General features: G+C 66.8%; 16 protein-coding genes and 1 pseudogene. 12 read left to right on the forward strand and 5 right to left on the reverse strand.

Going from position 1 to position 14,562, the window contains the following annotated elements:
* Nucleotides 1-40 precede the first annotated feature (40 nt).
* From F618_RS0106850 to F618_RS0106885, 8 genes are all read left to right on the forward strand, one after another.
* A complete protein-coding gene (locus F618_RS0106850; RefSeq protein ID WP_018650581.1) occupies nucleotides 41-703 on the forward strand; it encodes an OmpA family protein in 663 nt (220 codons plus the stop codon).
* A gap of 192 nt (nucleotides 704-895) precedes the next feature.
* Nucleotides 896-1,336 (forward strand): type II 3-dehydroquinate dehydratase, encoded by a 441-nt coding sequence (gene aroQ, locus F618_RS0106855; protein WP_019568145.1) that lies wholly within the window; start codon nucleotides 896-898, stop codon nucleotides 1,334-1,336.
* A 9-nt stretch (nucleotides 1,337-1,345) separates the two neighbouring features.
* A complete protein-coding gene (gene accB / locus F618_RS0106860; protein ID WP_019563328.1) occupies nucleotides 1,346-1,801 on the forward strand; it encodes an acetyl-CoA carboxylase biotin carboxyl carrier protein in 456 nt (151 codons plus the stop codon).
* A 51-nt stretch (nucleotides 1,802-1,852) separates the two neighbouring features.
* The gene (gene accC, locus F618_RS0106865; RefSeq protein ID WP_018938912.1) at nucleotides 1,853-3,199 is read left to right on the forward strand and encodes an acetyl-CoA carboxylase biotin carboxylase subunit; all 1,347 of its coding nucleotides are present in this window, start codon (nucleotides 1,853-1,855) and stop codon (nucleotides 3,197-3,199) included.
* Between the two features lie 31 nt (nucleotides 3,200-3,230).
* Nucleotides 3,231-4,112 (forward strand): 50S ribosomal protein L11 methyltransferase, encoded by an 882-nt coding sequence (gene prmA / locus F618_RS0106870; RefSeq protein ID WP_019568146.1) that lies wholly within the window; start codon nucleotides 3,231-3,233, stop codon nucleotides 4,110-4,112.
* Between the two features lie 228 nt (nucleotides 4,113-4,340).
* On the forward strand, nucleotides 4,341-4,988 hold the full coding sequence (locus tag F618_RS0106875; RefSeq protein WP_018951817.1) for a DUF3426 domain-containing protein: 648 nt from the start codon (nucleotides 4,341-4,343) through the stop codon (nucleotides 4,986-4,988).
* Nucleotides 4,989-5,098: 110 nt separating this feature from the next.
* Complete coding sequence (dusB, locus tag F618_RS0106880; RefSeq protein ID WP_018176256.1) at nucleotides 5,099-6,091, forward strand: tRNA dihydrouridine synthase DusB; 993 nt, start codon at nucleotides 5,099-5,101, stop codon at nucleotides 6,089-6,091.
* The gene (locus tag F618_RS0106885; protein WP_018144664.1) at nucleotides 6,088-6,414 is read left to right on the forward strand and encodes a helix-turn-helix domain-containing protein; all 327 of its coding nucleotides are present in this window, start codon (nucleotides 6,088-6,090) and stop codon (nucleotides 6,412-6,414) included. Before dusB ends, F618_RS0106885 begins: the two co-directional genes overlap by 4 nt.
* 93 nt (nucleotides 6,415-6,507) lie before the next feature.
* Here F618_RS0106885 and F618_RS0106890 read toward each other — a convergent pair whose 3' ends face one another.
* Entirely contained in the window at nucleotides 6,508-7,269 is a 762-nt protein-coding gene (locus F618_RS0106890; RefSeq protein ID WP_018176257.1) for an inositol monophosphatase family protein, read from the reverse strand.
* 161 nt (nucleotides 7,270-7,430) lie between these two features.
* Here F618_RS0106890 and F618_RS0106895 point away from each other — a divergent pair, with 161 nt between their 5' ends.
* Nucleotides 7,431-7,748 carry a DUF2322 family protein gene (locus F618_RS0106895; protein WP_018938908.1) on the forward strand — a complete coding sequence of 106 codons (318 nt, stop codon included), beginning with the start codon at nucleotides 7,431-7,433 and terminating at the stop codon, nucleotides 7,746-7,748.
* A gap of 18 nt (nucleotides 7,749-7,766) precedes the next feature.
* Here F618_RS0106895 and F618_RS0106900 read toward each other — a convergent pair whose 3' ends face one another.
* Genes F618_RS0106900 through F618_RS0106910 form a run of 3 tightly spaced genes read right to left on the reverse strand, consistent with a single transcriptional unit; the run spans nucleotide 7,767 to nucleotide 9,285 of the window.
* A complete protein-coding gene (locus F618_RS0106900; RefSeq protein WP_018168376.1) occupies nucleotides 7,767-8,351 on the reverse strand; it encodes a histidine phosphatase family protein in 585 nt (194 codons plus the stop codon).
* A complete protein-coding gene (ampD, locus tag F618_RS0106905) occupies nucleotides 8,348-8,905 on the reverse strand; it encodes a 1,6-anhydro-N-acetylmuramyl-L-alanine amidase AmpD (RefSeq protein ID WP_019568147.1) in 558 nt (185 codons plus the stop codon). The genes F618_RS0106900 and ampD overlap by 4 nt, the downstream gene beginning before the upstream one ends.
* A complete protein-coding gene (locus F618_RS0106910) occupies nucleotides 8,902-9,285 on the reverse strand; it encodes a thioredoxin family protein (protein WP_018168378.1) in 384 nt (127 codons plus the stop codon). The genes ampD and F618_RS0106910 overlap by 4 nt, the downstream gene beginning before the upstream one ends.
* Before the next feature lie 86 nt (nucleotides 9,286-9,371).
* Between F618_RS0106910 and F618_RS0106915 the strand changes: the two genes are divergently transcribed.
* Both F618_RS0106915 and F618_RS0106920 read left to right on the forward strand, forming a co-directional pair.
* Nucleotides 9,372-11,423, forward strand: a complete 2,052-nt coding sequence (locus tag F618_RS0106915) for a UvrD-helicase domain-containing protein (protein WP_019568148.1) — start codon at nucleotides 9,372-9,374, stop codon at nucleotides 11,421-11,423.
* 2 nt (nucleotides 11,424-11,425) lie between these two features.
* Nucleotides 11,426-12,220 (forward strand): endonuclease/exonuclease/phosphatase family protein, encoded by a 795-nt coding sequence (locus tag F618_RS0106920; protein WP_019611965.1) that lies wholly within the window; start codon nucleotides 11,426-11,428, stop codon nucleotides 12,218-12,220.
* Here F618_RS0106920 and F618_RS0106925 read toward each other — a convergent pair.
* Entirely contained in the window at nucleotides 12,183-13,910 is a 1,728-nt protein-coding gene (locus F618_RS0106925) for a potassium/proton antiporter (RefSeq protein WP_026330508.1), read from the reverse strand. The two genes, F618_RS0106920 and F618_RS0106925, sit on opposite strands and share 38 nt — an antisense overlap.
* A gap of 88 nt (nucleotides 13,911-13,998) precedes the next feature.
* Here F618_RS0106925 and F618_RS14775 point away from each other — a divergent pair.
* Nucleotides 13,999-14,292: pseudogene (locus F618_RS14775) on the forward strand (lipid A-modifier LpxR family protein); the annotation flags it as partial.
* Nucleotides 14,293-14,562 lie beyond the last annotated feature (270 nt).

Consider the following 14,562-nt stretch of genomic DNA (forward strand, 5'->3'; position numbering starts at 1 on the left):
CCGTATCCGCACGGGGCCAGCGAATACTGGGAGATTCATCATGCAACGCATTCTCGCCCTGGCCGTCACCAGCGCCCTGGTACTGGTGGTGGGCTGCACCACCACGGATCCGTACACCGGGGAAGAACGCGTCTCCCGAGCCACCATCGGGGCCGGCATCGGGGCCGCCACCGGTGCGGTGCTCGGTAGCGTCACCAGCAGTCGCAACCGCACCCAGCGCGCCATGATTGGCGCCGGCATCGGGGCCCTGGCCGGTGGCGCCATCGGCAACTACATGGACCGCCAGGAGGATGCCCTGCGCGAACAGCTGCGCGGCACCGGCGTGAGCGTGACCCGCGATGGCGACAACATCATCCTCAACATGCCGAGCAACATCACCTTCGATTTCGATCGCAGCGAGATCAAGCCGCAATTCCATGACGTCCTCGACTCGGTCGCACTGGTGCTGGAGGAGTTCGACCAGACCGGGATCGAGATCGCCGGGCACACCGACAGCACCGGCCGGGTGGAATACAACATGGACCTCTCCGAGCGCCGTGCCGAGAGCGTGGGTCAGGCCCTGATCCGCCGTGGCGTACAGCCGGTGCGGGTGCACACCATCGGCCTCGGGCCGCACCAGCCGGTCGCTACCAACGACACCGATGCGGGCCGCGAACAGAACCGCCGCGTCGAACTCACCCTGTTCCCGCTCACCGCCGACTAACCTGCACGTTCCGTGCCCGGCACCCCGACGCTCGCCGGGGCGCCGGGCCGACCCTATTCTGGCGACGTCTGCAGCGCCTCGCGCTGGACACTCCTACCCTTCCTGCGGCAGAATCCCGATCATTCGCTGCATCGTGATTTTTCGGTGCAATCGCGTCCATTCTCGACAGGATCGCTACCGATTCCCCCTGCCATGGCGTCCATACTGCTGCTCAACGGCCCCAACCTGAACCTGCTGGGACAGCGGGAGCCGGAGCGCTACGGCGTACAGACCCTGGCGGACATCGAGACCGACCTTAAAGCCCGGGCGGAACAGGCCGGCGCAACCCTCGACTGCTTCCAGAGCAATCACGAAGGCGACCTGATCGACCGCATCCACGCCGCCGCCGGCGAGGGCGTGGAGTACATCCTGATCAATCCGGGCGGCCTGACCCACACCAGTGTCAGCCTGCGCGATGCCCTGCTGGGCGTTGCCATCCCGTTCTACGAGATCCATATCAGCAACATCCACGCCCGCGAGCCCTTCCGCCAGACCTCGCGCCTGAGCGATGTCGCCGCCGGCCTGGTCAGTGGCTTCGGCGTCATTGGCTACCGGCTGGCGCTGGATGCGGCGCTTGCAGCTATCAAGGACTAAGAGGCTTCCATGGACATTCGCAAGGTCAAGAAACTGATCGACCTGCTCGACGAGAGCGGCATCCACGAGATCGAGATCCACGAAGGCGAGGAGTCGGTGCGCATCACCCGCTCCGCCAGCGGGACGCCCATGGCCGCCGCCCCGGCCCCATTGCCCCCAGCGGCGCCCGCCGCCGCGGCGGCCCCGACCGCAGCCCCGGCGGGGACGACGGAGGCCGTACCGGAAATGGACGGTCATCGGGTCACCGCGCCCATGGTCGGCACCTTCTATCGGGCGCCGAGCCCGGGCTCCAAGCCGTTCGTCGAGGTCGGCCAGACAGTGGAGGCCGGCGAGACCCTCTGCATCATCGAGGCCATGAAGATGCTCAATCCGATCGAGGCCGACCAGAGCGGCACCATCCGCGACATTCTGGTCGAGAACGGCAACCCGGTGGAATACGGGCAGCCGCTGTTCATCATCGGATGAACCCATCCGTCGGGCGTCACATTCCCGGCTTCGCTGGAAACAGGTTCGAGCATGTTTGAGAAAATTCTGATCGCCAACCGCGGCGAGATCGCCCTGCGGGTCCTGCGTGCCTGCCGCGAAATGGGCATTGCCACCGTCGCCGCGCATTCCAGCGCCGACCGCGACCTGAAGCACGTTCGCCTGGCGGACGAGTCGGTCTGCATCGGCCCCGCGGCCTCGGGCGAGAGCTACCTGAACATCCCGGCGCTGATCGCGGCCGCCGAGGTCACCGACGCCGGCGCGATCCACCCGGGCTACGGCTTCCTGTCGGAAAACGCGGACTTCGCCGAACGCGTGGAGTCTTCGGGCTTCGCCTTTATCGGTCCGCGCGCCGAAACCATCCGTCTGATGGGCGACAAGGTCTCCGCCAAGCAGTCGATGCTGGAGGCCAACGTGCCCTGCGTCCCCGGCTCCGGCGGCGCCCTGGGCGACGACGCGGATACCAACCTGGCGCTGGCGCGCGAGATCGGTTACCCGGTCATCATCAAGGCCGCCGCCGGCGGGGGCGGGCGCGGCATGCGTGTGGTGCACACCGAGGGCGCGCTGCTGAACGCCATATCGCTGACCCGCAACGAGGCGCAGCAGGGGTTCGGCAATGACACCCTGTACATGGAGAAGTACCTGGAACACCCGCGCCACGTGGAGTTCCAGATCCTCGCCGACAGCCACGGCAACGCCGTCTGCCTGGGCGAACGTGACTGCTCCATGCAGCGACGCCACCAGAAGGTCATCGAGGAGGCACCGGCCCCGGGCATTACCGATGACCAGCGCCAGGCCATGGCCGAACGGCTGATCCGCGCCTGTCAGGAGATCGGCTACCGCGGCGCCGGGACCTTCGAGTTCCTGTACGAGAACGGGGGCTTCTATTTCATCGAGATGAACACCCGGCTGCAGGTCGAGCACACCGTCACCGAGCAGGTCACCGGTATCGATCTGGTGCGCGAACAGATCCGCATCGCCGCCGGGGAACCCCTGGGCTACACGCAGGACGACGTGCGCATCACCGGTCACGCGATCGAGTGCCGCATCAATGCGGAAGACCCCCGTACCTTCATGCCCAGCCCCGGGACCATCCAGCAATACCACGCGCCGGGCGGACCGGGCATCCGCATGGATACCCACATCTACAACGGCTATATGGTGCCGCCGTACTACGACTCCATGATCGGCAAGCTGATCGCCCACGGCAACAGCCGCGAGATCGCGCTGGCGCGCATGCGCGGCGCCCTGGGCGAGATCGTGGTGGACGGCATCCAGACCAACGTCGCGCTGCACCACGACCTGATGATCGACGCGAACTTCCAGCGCGGCGAGACCGATATCCACTATCTCGAGAAGAAGCTCAAGGCACAGGCCTGACCCTTCCCCCTCGCGCCACGAGCCTGATGCCATGAGCCTTGCCGAACTTGAATGCCAGATCAGCCCGGAACAAGCCGAGCCGCTGGAGGACACCCTGTTCGAACTGGGTGCCGTCAGCGTCGAGCTGTTCGACGCCGCAGACGAACCCCTCTTCGAGCCGCCCCTGGGCACCCACCCCCTGTGGTCCACCGTGCGCCTGAAGGCGGTGTTCCCGGACACCACCCAGGCAGACCTCGCCGCCGCCGCGCTGGCGCGCCAGGCGCAGGCCCCGGAGGCGATCCAGGTCCAGGCGATCGAGGACCAGGACTGGGTCCGCGCCGGGCTGGACGGTCTTGGCGCCATCCATTGCGGCGGCACACTCTGGATTGTGCCCTCCTGGGAGGACGAACCGGCGATCGAGGAAGGCACCTTCGTGCGCCTGGACCCCGGTCTTGCCTTCGGGACCGGCAATCACCCGACCACCGCGATGTGCCTGGCCGCCCTGGCCCAGCAGCCACCGCGCGATCAAGAGGTCCTCGACTACGGCTGCGGCTCTGGCATCCTCGCGATCGCCGCCCTGAAGCTGGGCGCGCGCCATGCACTGGGCATCGACATCGATGAACAGGCCGTGCAAGCCACCCGCAGCAATGCCGACTCCAACGCCATCCCGCCCGCACAGCTGGAGACGGGGCTGACCGATCACCCTGTGCCCGACGCGGCCTATGACCTGGTACTGGCCAACATCCTCGCCAAGCCGCTGATCGATCTGGCACCGGAGTTGGCTCGGGCGGCGAAACCGGGCGCACGCATCCTGCTCGCCGGGCTGCTCGAACGCCAGGCAGACGAGGTCATCGCGGCCTACTCTGACACCTTCGATATCGGCGTCGAGGACTGTCGCGAAGGCTGGGCCCTGCTCGGCGGCCGCCGGCGCTAGGGAGACGCTGAGTCATGGACGCGCCCGGCCGAGTCGATCGCTCTCAACGGCAAGGCGCCGCAAGCACAGGATCGCCCGGCTGCAGCAACGCGCCGCAAGCCCATCAACAGGCCCCATCGGGCGAATCCTCGCGACACCTGACGCCCAGCCCGTAGGATGCTGGCCCGCTGCCCCCAATGCGGCGTCACCCACGCCCTCGCCCGCGGGGCCAAGCTCCGCCAGAGGCGAGTGCACTGCTCCAATTGCGATGCCGAGTTCGATCTGTTCCCGGCACTGGAGATCGGCGGCGCGGGCGAACGCGTGTTGGGCCAGGGGCTCCTCCCGGCACGCCAGGCGCCCCTCCACGCCATCGAGCGGGCCCCGGGCGCTGCAATACCCCTCAACATCGAACGCCACGCAAGCCCCCTGGGCTCGGCAGACACGATACGCCGGCGCTCCTGGCCGGGGGTCATGCTGGCTGCCGCCCTGATGCTGCTGCTGGGCGCGCAACTACTGGCAATCCCGCCCGTGGCACCGGACCAGAGCCCCCAGCTGGACCAGGCCCGGGCGCAAGTGTGCGGGGCCATCCCCTGCCCGACCTGGCACCCGCGGCGCGCCCCTGGCCAAGTCCGCACCTCGGCGCCCGATTTCTTCACCACCAGCGACGGCACTCTGCACCTGCAATTCGTGCTCGAGAGCCCGATCCGGCAGGCCTGGCCGATCCTCGATATTCGCCTGACCGACCAGCTTGGGACGCCCCATGGCACCCTCCGGCTGACCCCCGACGACTACACCGACACCCACGCACCGATGAATGCCCACTCCCCCCATTCCGTGCGTCTGGCCGTTGCCAGCCCTCATGGCCACATCACCGGCATCGAAATCCAGCCCCGGTAATTCTCGGGTCCAAGCTCGCGCGCATTCACATGGTTTCGCGATCGACCGCACCGGAAACCGCGCAGGTTAGCTGCTAGACTGGCCCGCTTGCTCCCGACCCGATAGCCCCGATGCAGCTCGGAACTCACCACTTCCCCGACCCTGTCGTGTTTCTGGCGCCGATGGCCGGGGTCAGCGACCGTCCGTTTCGGTTACTGGCCCGCCGCCTGGGGGCCAGCGCGGCGGTATCCGAGATGGTGACCTCCGACACCCGACTATGGACCAGCGACAAGAGCCGCCACCGCCTGGATCATCGCCAGGAGCCGCGCCCGCGCATCGTACAGTTGCTGGGTAACGAACCCGAGGCGCTGGCCGAGGCTGCGCGCGAGAACGTGCGCCGCGGTGCCGACGTGATTGATCTGAACCTCGGCTGTCCGGCCAAGAAGGTCTGCAGCAAGGCCGCCGGATCGGCGCTACTGGGCGAGCCGGAACGGGTGCGCGAACTGCTCCAGGCGCTCACCACCGCGGTCACGGTCCCGGTGACCCTGAAGATGCGCCTGGGCCTCGACCGCGAACGGATCAACGGCGAGACCATCGCGGCCATTGCCGAGGACTGCGGCATAGCGATGCTGACCGTGCATGGCCGCACGCGGGCCGATGCCTATCGCGGAGAGACGGACTACGCCGCCATCGCGCGCATCGTCCGGGCCGTTTCCATCCCCGTGCTCGCCAATGGCGACATCACCGGCCCCGAAAAGGCCCTGCAGGTACTGGATACGACCCGTGCGGCGGGCGTGATGATCGGGCGTGCCGCCCAGGGCCAGCCCTGGCTCCCGGGCCAGATCCGGGCCGCGCTGGCGGGCGAACCGATACCGCCGGCACCCGGGCGCGCCGCCCGCCTGGCCCTGATCGAGGAGCACATTGGCGAACTGCACGCCCAATACGGCGAACCGCAGGGCGTGCGCATCGCGCGCAAGCACCTGGGCTGGTATCTTCAGGGCCTGGGTCTCGACGAGGCCCGCACCCGGGCGGCCCGGGCTGACCTTCTCGCCGCCCCCACGGCCAGCGAACAACTGTGGCGCCTTCGGGCCCACCTGACGGGAATCGCAAGCGAGGCTGCATGAGCATGAACATGCCACTCGAACAGGACCCTGAGGTCCACGAGACGCCGGTTGCAGGCGTGCTCCCGTCCGACTGTGTGCTGGCCGAGTCCGTGCGCCATGCACTGGACCAGTACTTCGAGACCCTGGATGGGCAGAGCAGCCACGATCTCTACGCGCTGGTGATGAACGAGGTGGAGCGCCCCCTCTTGGCCAGCGTGCTGGAGCGCTGCGGGGGCAACCAGAGCCGCGCGGCGGCCCTGCTCGGGCTCAACCGCGCCACCCTGCGCAAGAAGCTGCGCACCCACGGACTGGTGGGAACCAACGGGAACGGCGCCGGAGAATAACCCCCGGCGCCGGCAACCCCATGCGCCCAAACCGAGCCGCCGGGAAGGCGCTTATCCATACGCGACCAGCAGTCGCTCGGATTTGGACGACTGCTAGCCCTTCCAGCCCAAGCGGGTCAGGGCCGTACGATGCAGTTCCGGGGTGGCCGCGGCCAGGACATTCGCGGTCTGCAGGTCCAGTTCGCCGCCAGAGAGGTTGGTGAACACGCCCCCCGCCTCGCGCACGATCACCGCCAGTGCGGCGATATCCAGGATATTCACGTCCGACTCGACGATCAGGTCGATGCTGCCGCGTGCCAGCAGGTGGTAGTGGTAGAAGTCGCCGTAGCCACGGGTGCGGTTCACCTCGGCCGTGATGCCGCCCAGTGCCTTCCAGCCTTCAGCATTCTGCGCCAGGGACTTGAGGTTACCGGTGGACAGGGAGGCCCGCCCCAGATCGGTGGTCTTCTCGACCGCGATCGGGTCGCCATTCAGGAACGCGCCCTGGCCCTTTTCCGCCCAGGCCCGCTCACCAAACTGGATGCCATTGGACAGCCCCAGGATCAGGTCGCCCTTGTACATCAGCGCGATCTGGGTGGAGAAGAACGGGTAGCGACGCACGAAGCTCTTGGTGCCGTCGATCGGGTCAATCAGCCAGACATAGTCGGAATCCATGTCCGACTGCCCGGTCTCCTCGCCGTAGAAACCGTGATCCGGGAAGTGCTCGCGGATCACCTGGCGGATCGCCTGTTCGCTCTCCACGTCGGCCCGGGTCACCGGGGTATCGTCGGGTTTGGTTTCGACGTCGACACCCGCCTCGTAATAGTGGCGGATTACCTTCTCGGCGGCATCGGCGGCGGCCTGGGCGGCCTCCATGAACGCGCTTCGCGACATGTTCGTGTCCCCTCGACAAAAGCCGCTATCTTAGCATGTGGCGCCTTCGTCGCTGACCCGGCGCGACCCTGCCGCCTTCGCGGGTTGGTTGTCGCCACCGGGTCATGCCCCGATAATGCCGCCATTATTTCGAGGAGCCCGACATGTCCAAGAAGCTGCCCGACGTCAGCAATATCGAACGCCTGGAATTGTTTGGCGAAGACTACAACCCCACCGCAACCATCGAAAACGTGGAAGGCCAGAGCCTGTCGCTGCAGATCTACTACCAGCTGGCGCTGGACTTCGGCGGCATCGGCCCCAAGGCGGCCAACTCGGGGCTGCTGATGTACGGCAGCCACGCCGATGACGCCCGCGCCAACCCCGGCAAGCACCCGAACATCGATCGTCTGATCGACGTGCTGAACAACGACTTCTACCTGTCGGTGAAGGCCGTCCCCAAACGCAGCAACCAGGCCGGGTAAACCGGAGCGGCGTCCGACTCAAACCCGGTTGGCGTGGATCAGGCGCCAGCCCCGGGTCGGGTGCCGGTGCAGGCGGGTGCGGCTGGCATAGTCGCATTCCAACTGGAACAGCCGCGCGTCCGGCACCCCCATCACCCAGCCCACCAGGGCGCGAATCACCCCGGCGTGCACGACCAGCAGCACGCGCTCGGCCTCCAGGGGCCGCAACGCCGCCTCGAAGCCGGTCTCCACCCGCCGCCGAAAGTCCGCCAGCGGCTCGGCCCCTGCCGGCCGCGCGTGGACTGGGTCGGCGTAGAAGGCGCGGTACTCCTCCGGCCGGTCACGCTGAAGCTCAACCCGGGTCCGCCCCTCCCAGTCGCCGAAGCCCACCTCGCGCAGATCCGGCGCCAGGGACAGCGGTAAATCCTGTCCGGCGGCGAAGCGTTCAGCGAAGGCGCGGCAACGCTGCATCGGCGAACTGACCACGTACTGCCAGCCGGCCTCGCCTTTCACCGCCTGCTCCATCTGGGCCCACCCGCGCGGGCTCAGCGGGTCGTCGCAGCCATGACCGCGATAGCGCTGACCGCCCTCCGGCTCCCCGTGGCGCAACAGATCCACGATCATGCCGTCACCGCCTGCAATTGCCGCCGCAGGCGCGTCCAGTCGAAGCAGGGCCCGGGGTCCGTCTTGCGCCCCGGCGCGATGTCGCTGTGACCCACCAGCCCATCCGCGCCAATACCGGGGTAGCGTGCCCGAAGCCAGCCCACCAACCGCGCCAGTTCGGCGTACTGCGCCGGGGTGAACGGATCCTCGTCGGTCCCCTCGAGTTCGATCCCGATGGAGAAATCGTTGCAGCGCTCGCGTCCGCACCACTGCGACGCCCCTGCATGCCAGGCACGGCGGGAGAACGGCACGAACTGGGTGGCCCACCCGTCGCGGTTAATCAGCACATGGGCGGAGACATGCAACGCCGCGATCTCGGCAAAGTAGGGATGGGCCTGCGGATCCAGCCGGTTCTGGAAGAGCTCGGCGATATGCGGTCCGCCGAATTCGCCGGGCGGAAGACTGATCGCATGCACCACAATCAACTCCGGGTCCTGTCCCGGCGGGCGGGCGTCCTGGTTCGGGCTTTCCACCACGCGCGCGGGCGGCCACCAGTCGATGTCGCTCGAGGTCATGGTGCCTCCTCGGGTGGGCGCGCGAGGCAGGCGGTCAGCGCCTCGCGCAGCAGGGGCAACCGGGGCGGGGCCTCCAGGCGACCGTGGTAGGCGCCCGCCTGGAACACGAACAGCGCCGGCAGATGGAAGACCTCGAATTCGCGCACCAGGGCGGTATCCGTCTCGGCGTCCACCACGAACAAGGCAGGCGCATCCGCGGCCGCCTGCCACTCCGCCAGGACCCGCCCCATCACCTTGCAGGCGCCACAGCCCTGGCGCGTGAACAGAATCACCGCCGAGCCCGGCACATCCATCAGGCGCTGATGAAAATCAAACTGGGTCAGACGCGGGAGCGACCCGTCCGTCCCGGCCGCGGCTGCAGTGCCCGACACATCGGTCAATGGCTTACCCTCACCGTTACTGTCTTTATGAATGCTGGATCGTGGGTTAGTTTACGCGCCCCGCTGAGAAGGAATCGATCACCCCGGTGTCTGAACTGAATCCTCAACAACAGGCCGCCGTGACCACCACGGACCACCCACTGCTGGTGCTGGCCGGAGCGGGGTCGGGCAAGACGCGCGTGATCACCGAGAAGATCGCGCACTTGATCGAGCAGCGTGGGCTCGAGGCGCGCCGCATTGTTGCCATCACCTTCACCAACAAGGCGGCGCGCGAGATGCGCGAGCGCGTGCAGGGCCGCCTGGCGCGCGAGCAGGCACGCGGGCTTAGCGTTTCCACCTTTCATACCTTCGGGCTCAATTTCCTGCGCCGTGAACTGCAGGCGGCCGGGCTGCGTGCCGGCTTCTCGATCCTCGATCCGGGCGACTGCCGGCAATTGCTGCGCGAAATCACCTACCGCGATGACACCGGCTCCGAGGTGGACGCACTGGTCGGCCACATCAGCCGCTGGAAGAACGACCTGATGACGCCGGCGGAGGCGCTGCACGAGGCGAGTCAGATGACCGATGCCCCGGAGGCCATCGCCGCCGCCAACCTCTACCCACGCTACGAGGACGCCCTGCGCGCCTACAACGCGGTGGACTTCGACGACCTCATCAAGCGCCCGGTGGACTGCCTGCGCGATGATCCGGAGCTGCGTAACCGCTGGCAGGACCGCATCCGCCACCTGCTGGTCGACGAGTACCAGGACACCAACTCCGCGCAGTACCAACTGGTGCGCCTGCTGGTTGGCGTCAGTGATGGACTGACGGTGGTCGGCGATGACGACCAGTCGATCTACGCCTGGCGCGGCGCGCGCCCGGAAAACCTCGTGCGCCTGCAGGACGATTTCCCGCGCCTGGAGGTGATCAAGCTGGAGCAGAACTACCGCTCCACCAACCGCATCCTGCACACCGCGAACGCGCTGATCGCGAACAACCCGCACGTGTTCGAGAAGCGCTTGTGGAGCGCGCTGGGCGAGGGCGAAAAGATCGAGGTCATCGGCTGCTCCGACGCCGACACCGAGGCGGCGCGCGTGGTCTCCGAGCTGATGCGCCGGCGTTTCCGTCTCAACGCGGGCTGGGGGGATTTCGCGATCCTCTACCGCAGCAACCACCAGTCCAGGCTGTTCGAGAAGCTCCTGCGCGAGCAGGGTATCCCCTACCGCCTGAGCGGCGGCCAGTCGTTCTTCGAGAAGGCCGAGATCAAGGACCTGGTTGCCTACCTGCGCCTGCTCGCCAACCCGGACGACAACACCGCGTTCCTGCGCGTGGTCAACGTCCCGCGCCGCGAGATCGGGCCAGCCACCCTGGAAAAGCTCGGCCACTACGCCAACCAGCGCGGCACCTCCCTGTTGCAGGCCGCGCGCGGCGCCGGTCTTTCCGAATACATGGATGCCCGCGCCCAGGCCCGACTGGAGCGCTTTACTGACTGGATTGACGGCTTCCAGCGCCGCGGCGCGGAAGAGTCCCCGGACGTCCTGCTGCGCGCCCTGGTCGAGGACATCGACTACGAATCCTGGCTGTTGGAGAACAGCCCCAACCCGCGCGCAGCGACCCGGCGCATGGACAACGTGCGCGAATTCATCGACTGGGTCGGGCGCATGGGCGGAGCGAACACCACGGCCGAATACGGTGATGACGAGGCCGAGGACACCCGCAGCATGGGTCTTGCCGACATCGTCAATCGCATCAGCCTGATGGACATCCTCGACCGCAACCGGGATTCCCAGGACGGCAACGAGTCGGTACAGCTGCTGACCCTGCACACCGCCAAGGGCCTGGAGTTTCCGCATGTCTGCCTGGTCGGCTTCGAGGAGGAATTGCTGCCACACCGCGTCAGCGTCGAAGACGACTCCATCGAGGAGGAGCGCCGCCTGGCCTATGTCGGCCTGACCCGCGCCCAGCAAACCCTCCTGATCACCTACGCCCAAAGCCGAAGCCGCTACGGCGAAAGCCTCGATTGCGAGCCCTCGCGCTTTCTCGACGAACTCCCCGAGGAGCATCTCGACTGGCCCGACGCCAAGCCGCCGGACCCCGAGACCCAGCAACTCACCGCCCGCGCCCACCTCGCCGGCCTGAAGGCCATGCTCGAAAAATAGGGATGAGGCTCGTCAGCTGGAACTGCAACGGGGCGTTGCGCAACAAGCTCGATGCAATCAGCAGACTGGATGCCGATGTACTCGTCGTTCAGGAATGCGAGGATCCCGCTCACTCGACTCCGGCCTTCCACCAGTGGGCCGGCAATTACCTCTGGGCCGGCGAATCACGGCACAAAGGCATCGGAATATTTCCGCGAAATGGCCATTCGGTTCGGGCCCTGCACTGGTCCGGAAACTTTCAGCTGCCCGGGCTTTCCGGGACCAGCCCGGCCCTCGAATGGGCCACGAACGATCTGAAACTATTTCTGCCGTTCGTCCTGGACGAGAATCAGGTCTTCATCGCCGTCTGGACCAAGGGCAGCAACCAGCAGGCCTTTCGGTACATCGGACAATTCTGGAAATATCTCCAGATCCACCGCGAACAAATCCGTCAGCATCAGGCGGTCATCGTTGGCGACTTCAACAGCAACACGGTCTGGGATCGCCCCGACCAATGGTGGAATCACACCGACGTCGTGTCCGAACTCGAGGCAATCGGGCTGCGAAGCCTTTACCACCACCAGTTCGACGAATCACAGGGCGGCGAGTCCCAGGCCACGTTCTATCTCCAGCGAAACGCGAACAAGCCTTATCACATTGACTACGCCTTCGTACCCCACGACCAGCTGGCACAGTGCGCGATCGAAATTGGCTACCCGACCGATTACTGGCTGAAAGTCAGCGACCACATGCCCCTGCTTTTAACCTGGCAGGACATGATCACGAAGGCTTCAGCAGCTTCAGGCCGACGCGGGTGATGCGGGCGCCGTCCATCTCGCGGATGACCAGGCGCATCGGTCCGAGATCGACGGCATCGCCGACGACCGGTTCGGCCTGGAGCTCGCGACGCAGATAGACCTCCAGGGTTTCACCCTGGCGTTCGGGCGGGACCGGGGCGCCATAGGCCATGCCGACTGCGCCGAGCTGGGCGTCGCCGTTGAGCGCAAATTCGCCGAACACGCTGCGCTCGGTGAGGCGTTCCGGCACCTCGTCCTTGGGCACGAACAGGCGGTCGAGGTCATGCAGATCCGCGGGCGTGACCATGATGTAGAGATGGTCGCCGGCGTGCAGATCCAGCAGCTCCAGGGTCTCCAGCAATTTGCCCTTGCGCAGATGCGCCACCACCCGTGCGCTGCCCGGCAAGCGGAAGTTCGACCAGGCCTCGCGCACCACCGGGGTGGTCTCCGCCAGACGGTAGCCGACCAGCTCCATCTCCTGCTGCCCCGGGATGTCGAGCTCGGTGCGCTGCACCCGCGCGGTGGTGGGGGGCAACTCCAGCCCCAGCCAGCGTGCCGAGGTGGCGACGGTCCAGCCCTGCACCAGTAGCGAGATCAGCACGACGAAGAACACCACGTGGAAGAAGTAGCCAGCCAGTTCCAGCCCGGCCAGCAAGGGGAACAGCGCGAGGATAATCGGCACCGCCCCGCGCAGACCGACCCAGGAGATGAACACCTGCTCGCGCCAGGGAAAGCGGAATGGGTAGAGGCAAATCCACACCGCCAGCGGCCGCGCGATCAGGATCAGCACGGCGGCGACCAGGCCGGCGTCCAGCGCCACCGGCGGGAGCTCGGACGGGGCGACGATCATGCCCAGCATCAGGAACATGCCGATCTGCGCCAGCGAGGCGATGCCGTCGTGGAAACGCTTGATGTTCTGCGAGGCCTCCAGCGGTCGGTTGCCGAGCAGCAGCCCCGCCAGGTACACGGCGAGGAACCCGGAACCGCCGACCAGCCCGGTGAGCCCGAAGATGGCCAGTGCCCCGGCCATGGCAAACAGCGGATAAAGCCCGGCCGCCATCGGGACCCGGTTGATCAGCGCGAGCAGGGCAAAGCCGCCACCCACCCCGAGCAACGCGCCCAGGCCCATCTGCTGGATGAACTCGACCAGCACCACCAGGCCGAACTGCTGTTCCGGCAGCAGCAGCAGCTCGATCAGCACAATGGTCAGGAAGATCGCCATCGGGTCGTTGGAGCCGGACTCGATCTCGAGCGTGGCGCCGACACGGCTCTTCAGCTCCAGCCCGCGCGAGCGCAGCAGGGAGAACACCGCCGCAGCATCGGTGGACCCGACAATCGCCCCGAGCAGCAGCCCCTCCAGCCAGGACAGTCCCAGCCACCACACGGCGAACGCCCCGGTCAGCCCCGAGGTGACGATGACCCCGAGTGTGGCCAGCCCCAGCGCCGGCTTCAGCCCGATGCGGAAATTGCGCGCCGGTGTGCGCATCCCGCCGTCGAACAGGATGATCGCCAGCGCCGCCGAGCCGATCAGATAGGCAACGGTGATATTCTCGAACACCAGACCGCCCGGGCCTTCCGGGCCCAGCAGCATCCCGATGACCAGGAACACCAGCAACAGGGGCACACCCAGCCGCGAGGTGATCACGCTCGAAAGGATGCTCCCCAGCAGCACGATCGCGGCCAGGAAGATGATCTGGTTGGAGAGGTCCATGCGCCAATCATACCGGAACACCCCCGCATCCCGACGGCGCTCCACCCGCTGGAGAGAGGCTGGCCTGCTGGCCACGGCACTCCTGTGCGTGGCGGTCGCCAGCCCAACCAGCCTGGCCGGTAGCGGCGTCGATGCCTTGCACTTCGAATTCGAGAACGACCTGTTCGGGGGCGAGGATCGCTACTACACCAACGGGGTTCGCATCGGCTGGACGCGCAGCGAGGAACGCGTGCCACCGTGGCTGCGGACTGTGGCGGACAGCCTGCCGTTCTTCATCCGTCGCGAGGAGCCCGAACGCCTGAAGGCGGCGATCCACCTGGGTCAGAACATGTACACCCCGGAGGATATCGAGCGCACGACGCCGGACCCGGATGATCGCCCCTGATATGGATTGACCTGTCAACGGTTGGCTATAGCGTTCGATAGAGGCCTCCTTGTTTCAATGTCTTCGGGTCAGGGCACGAGAAGCGAATTGCGACGGTGGATCACTCTGATATACGTGGGTTGGTTACCGACCGGACTTCACTTCGTCGCGGAGCTGCCCTTCTCTACAGTCGAGGGTCGGCCCTTCCGGGGAAGGGCGCACCTCATAGGAGCGCCAGGGGTTCTCCTCACCGGCCTCTCATGCCCTGGCCCGAAGACACTGATCCTG

The organism is Thioalkalivibrio sp. ALMg13-2 (assembly GCF_000381185.1).
Lineage (GTDB): Bacteria > Pseudomonadota > Gammaproteobacteria > Ectothiorhodospirales > Ectothiorhodospiraceae > Thioalkalivibrio > Thioalkalivibrio versutus.

What these genes read in the sequence shown, in the direction of transcription:
- F618_RS0106850 (WP_018650581.1), top strand. Translation starts at nt 41, where the DNA reads ATGCAACGCATTCTCGCCCTGGCCGTCACCAGCGCCCTGGTACTGGTG.
- aroQ (WP_019568145.1), top strand. Translation starts at nt 896, where the DNA reads ATGGCGTCCATACTGCTGCTCAACGGCCCCAACCTGAACCTGCTGGGA.
- accB (WP_019563328.1), top strand. Translation starts at nt 1,346, where the DNA reads ATGGACATTCGCAAGGTCAAGAAACTGATCGACCTGCTCGACGAGAGC.
- accC (WP_018938912.1), top strand. Translation starts at nt 1,853, where the DNA reads ATGTTTGAGAAAATTCTGATCGCCAACCGCGGCGAGATCGCCCTGCGG.
- prmA (WP_019568146.1), top strand. Translation starts at nt 3,231, where the DNA reads ATGAGCCTTGCCGAACTTGAATGCCAGATCAGCCCGGAACAAGCCGAG.
- dusB (WP_018176256.1), top strand. Translation starts at nt 5,099, where the DNA reads ATGCAGCTCGGAACTCACCACTTCCCCGACCCTGTCGTGTTTCTGGCG.
- F618_RS0106885 (WP_018144664.1), top strand. Translation starts at nt 6,088, where the DNA reads ATGAGCATGAACATGCCACTCGAACAGGACCCTGAGGTCCACGAGACG.
- F618_RS0106890 (WP_018176257.1), bottom strand. Translation starts at nt 7,269, where the DNA reads ATGGAGGCCGCCCAGGCCGCCGCCGATGCCGCCGAGAAGGTAATCCGC.
- F618_RS0106895 (WP_018938908.1), top strand. Translation starts at nt 7,431, where the DNA reads ATGTCCAAGAAGCTGCCCGACGTCAGCAATATCGAACGCCTGGAATTG.
- F618_RS0106900 (WP_018168376.1), bottom strand. Translation starts at nt 8,351, where the DNA reads ATGATCGTGGATCTGTTGCGCCACGGGGAGCCGGAGGGCGGTCAGCGC.
- ampD (WP_019568147.1), bottom strand. Translation starts at nt 8,905, where the DNA reads ATGACCTCGAGCGACATCGACTGGTGGCCGCCCGCGCGCGTGGTGGAA.
- F618_RS0106920 (WP_019611965.1), top strand. Translation starts at nt 11,426, where the DNA reads ATGAGGCTCGTCAGCTGGAACTGCAACGGGGCGTTGCGCAACAAGCTC.
- F618_RS0106925 (WP_026330508.1), bottom strand. Translation starts at nt 13,910, where the DNA reads ATGGACCTCTCCAACCAGATCATCTTCCTGGCCGCGATCGTGCTGCTG.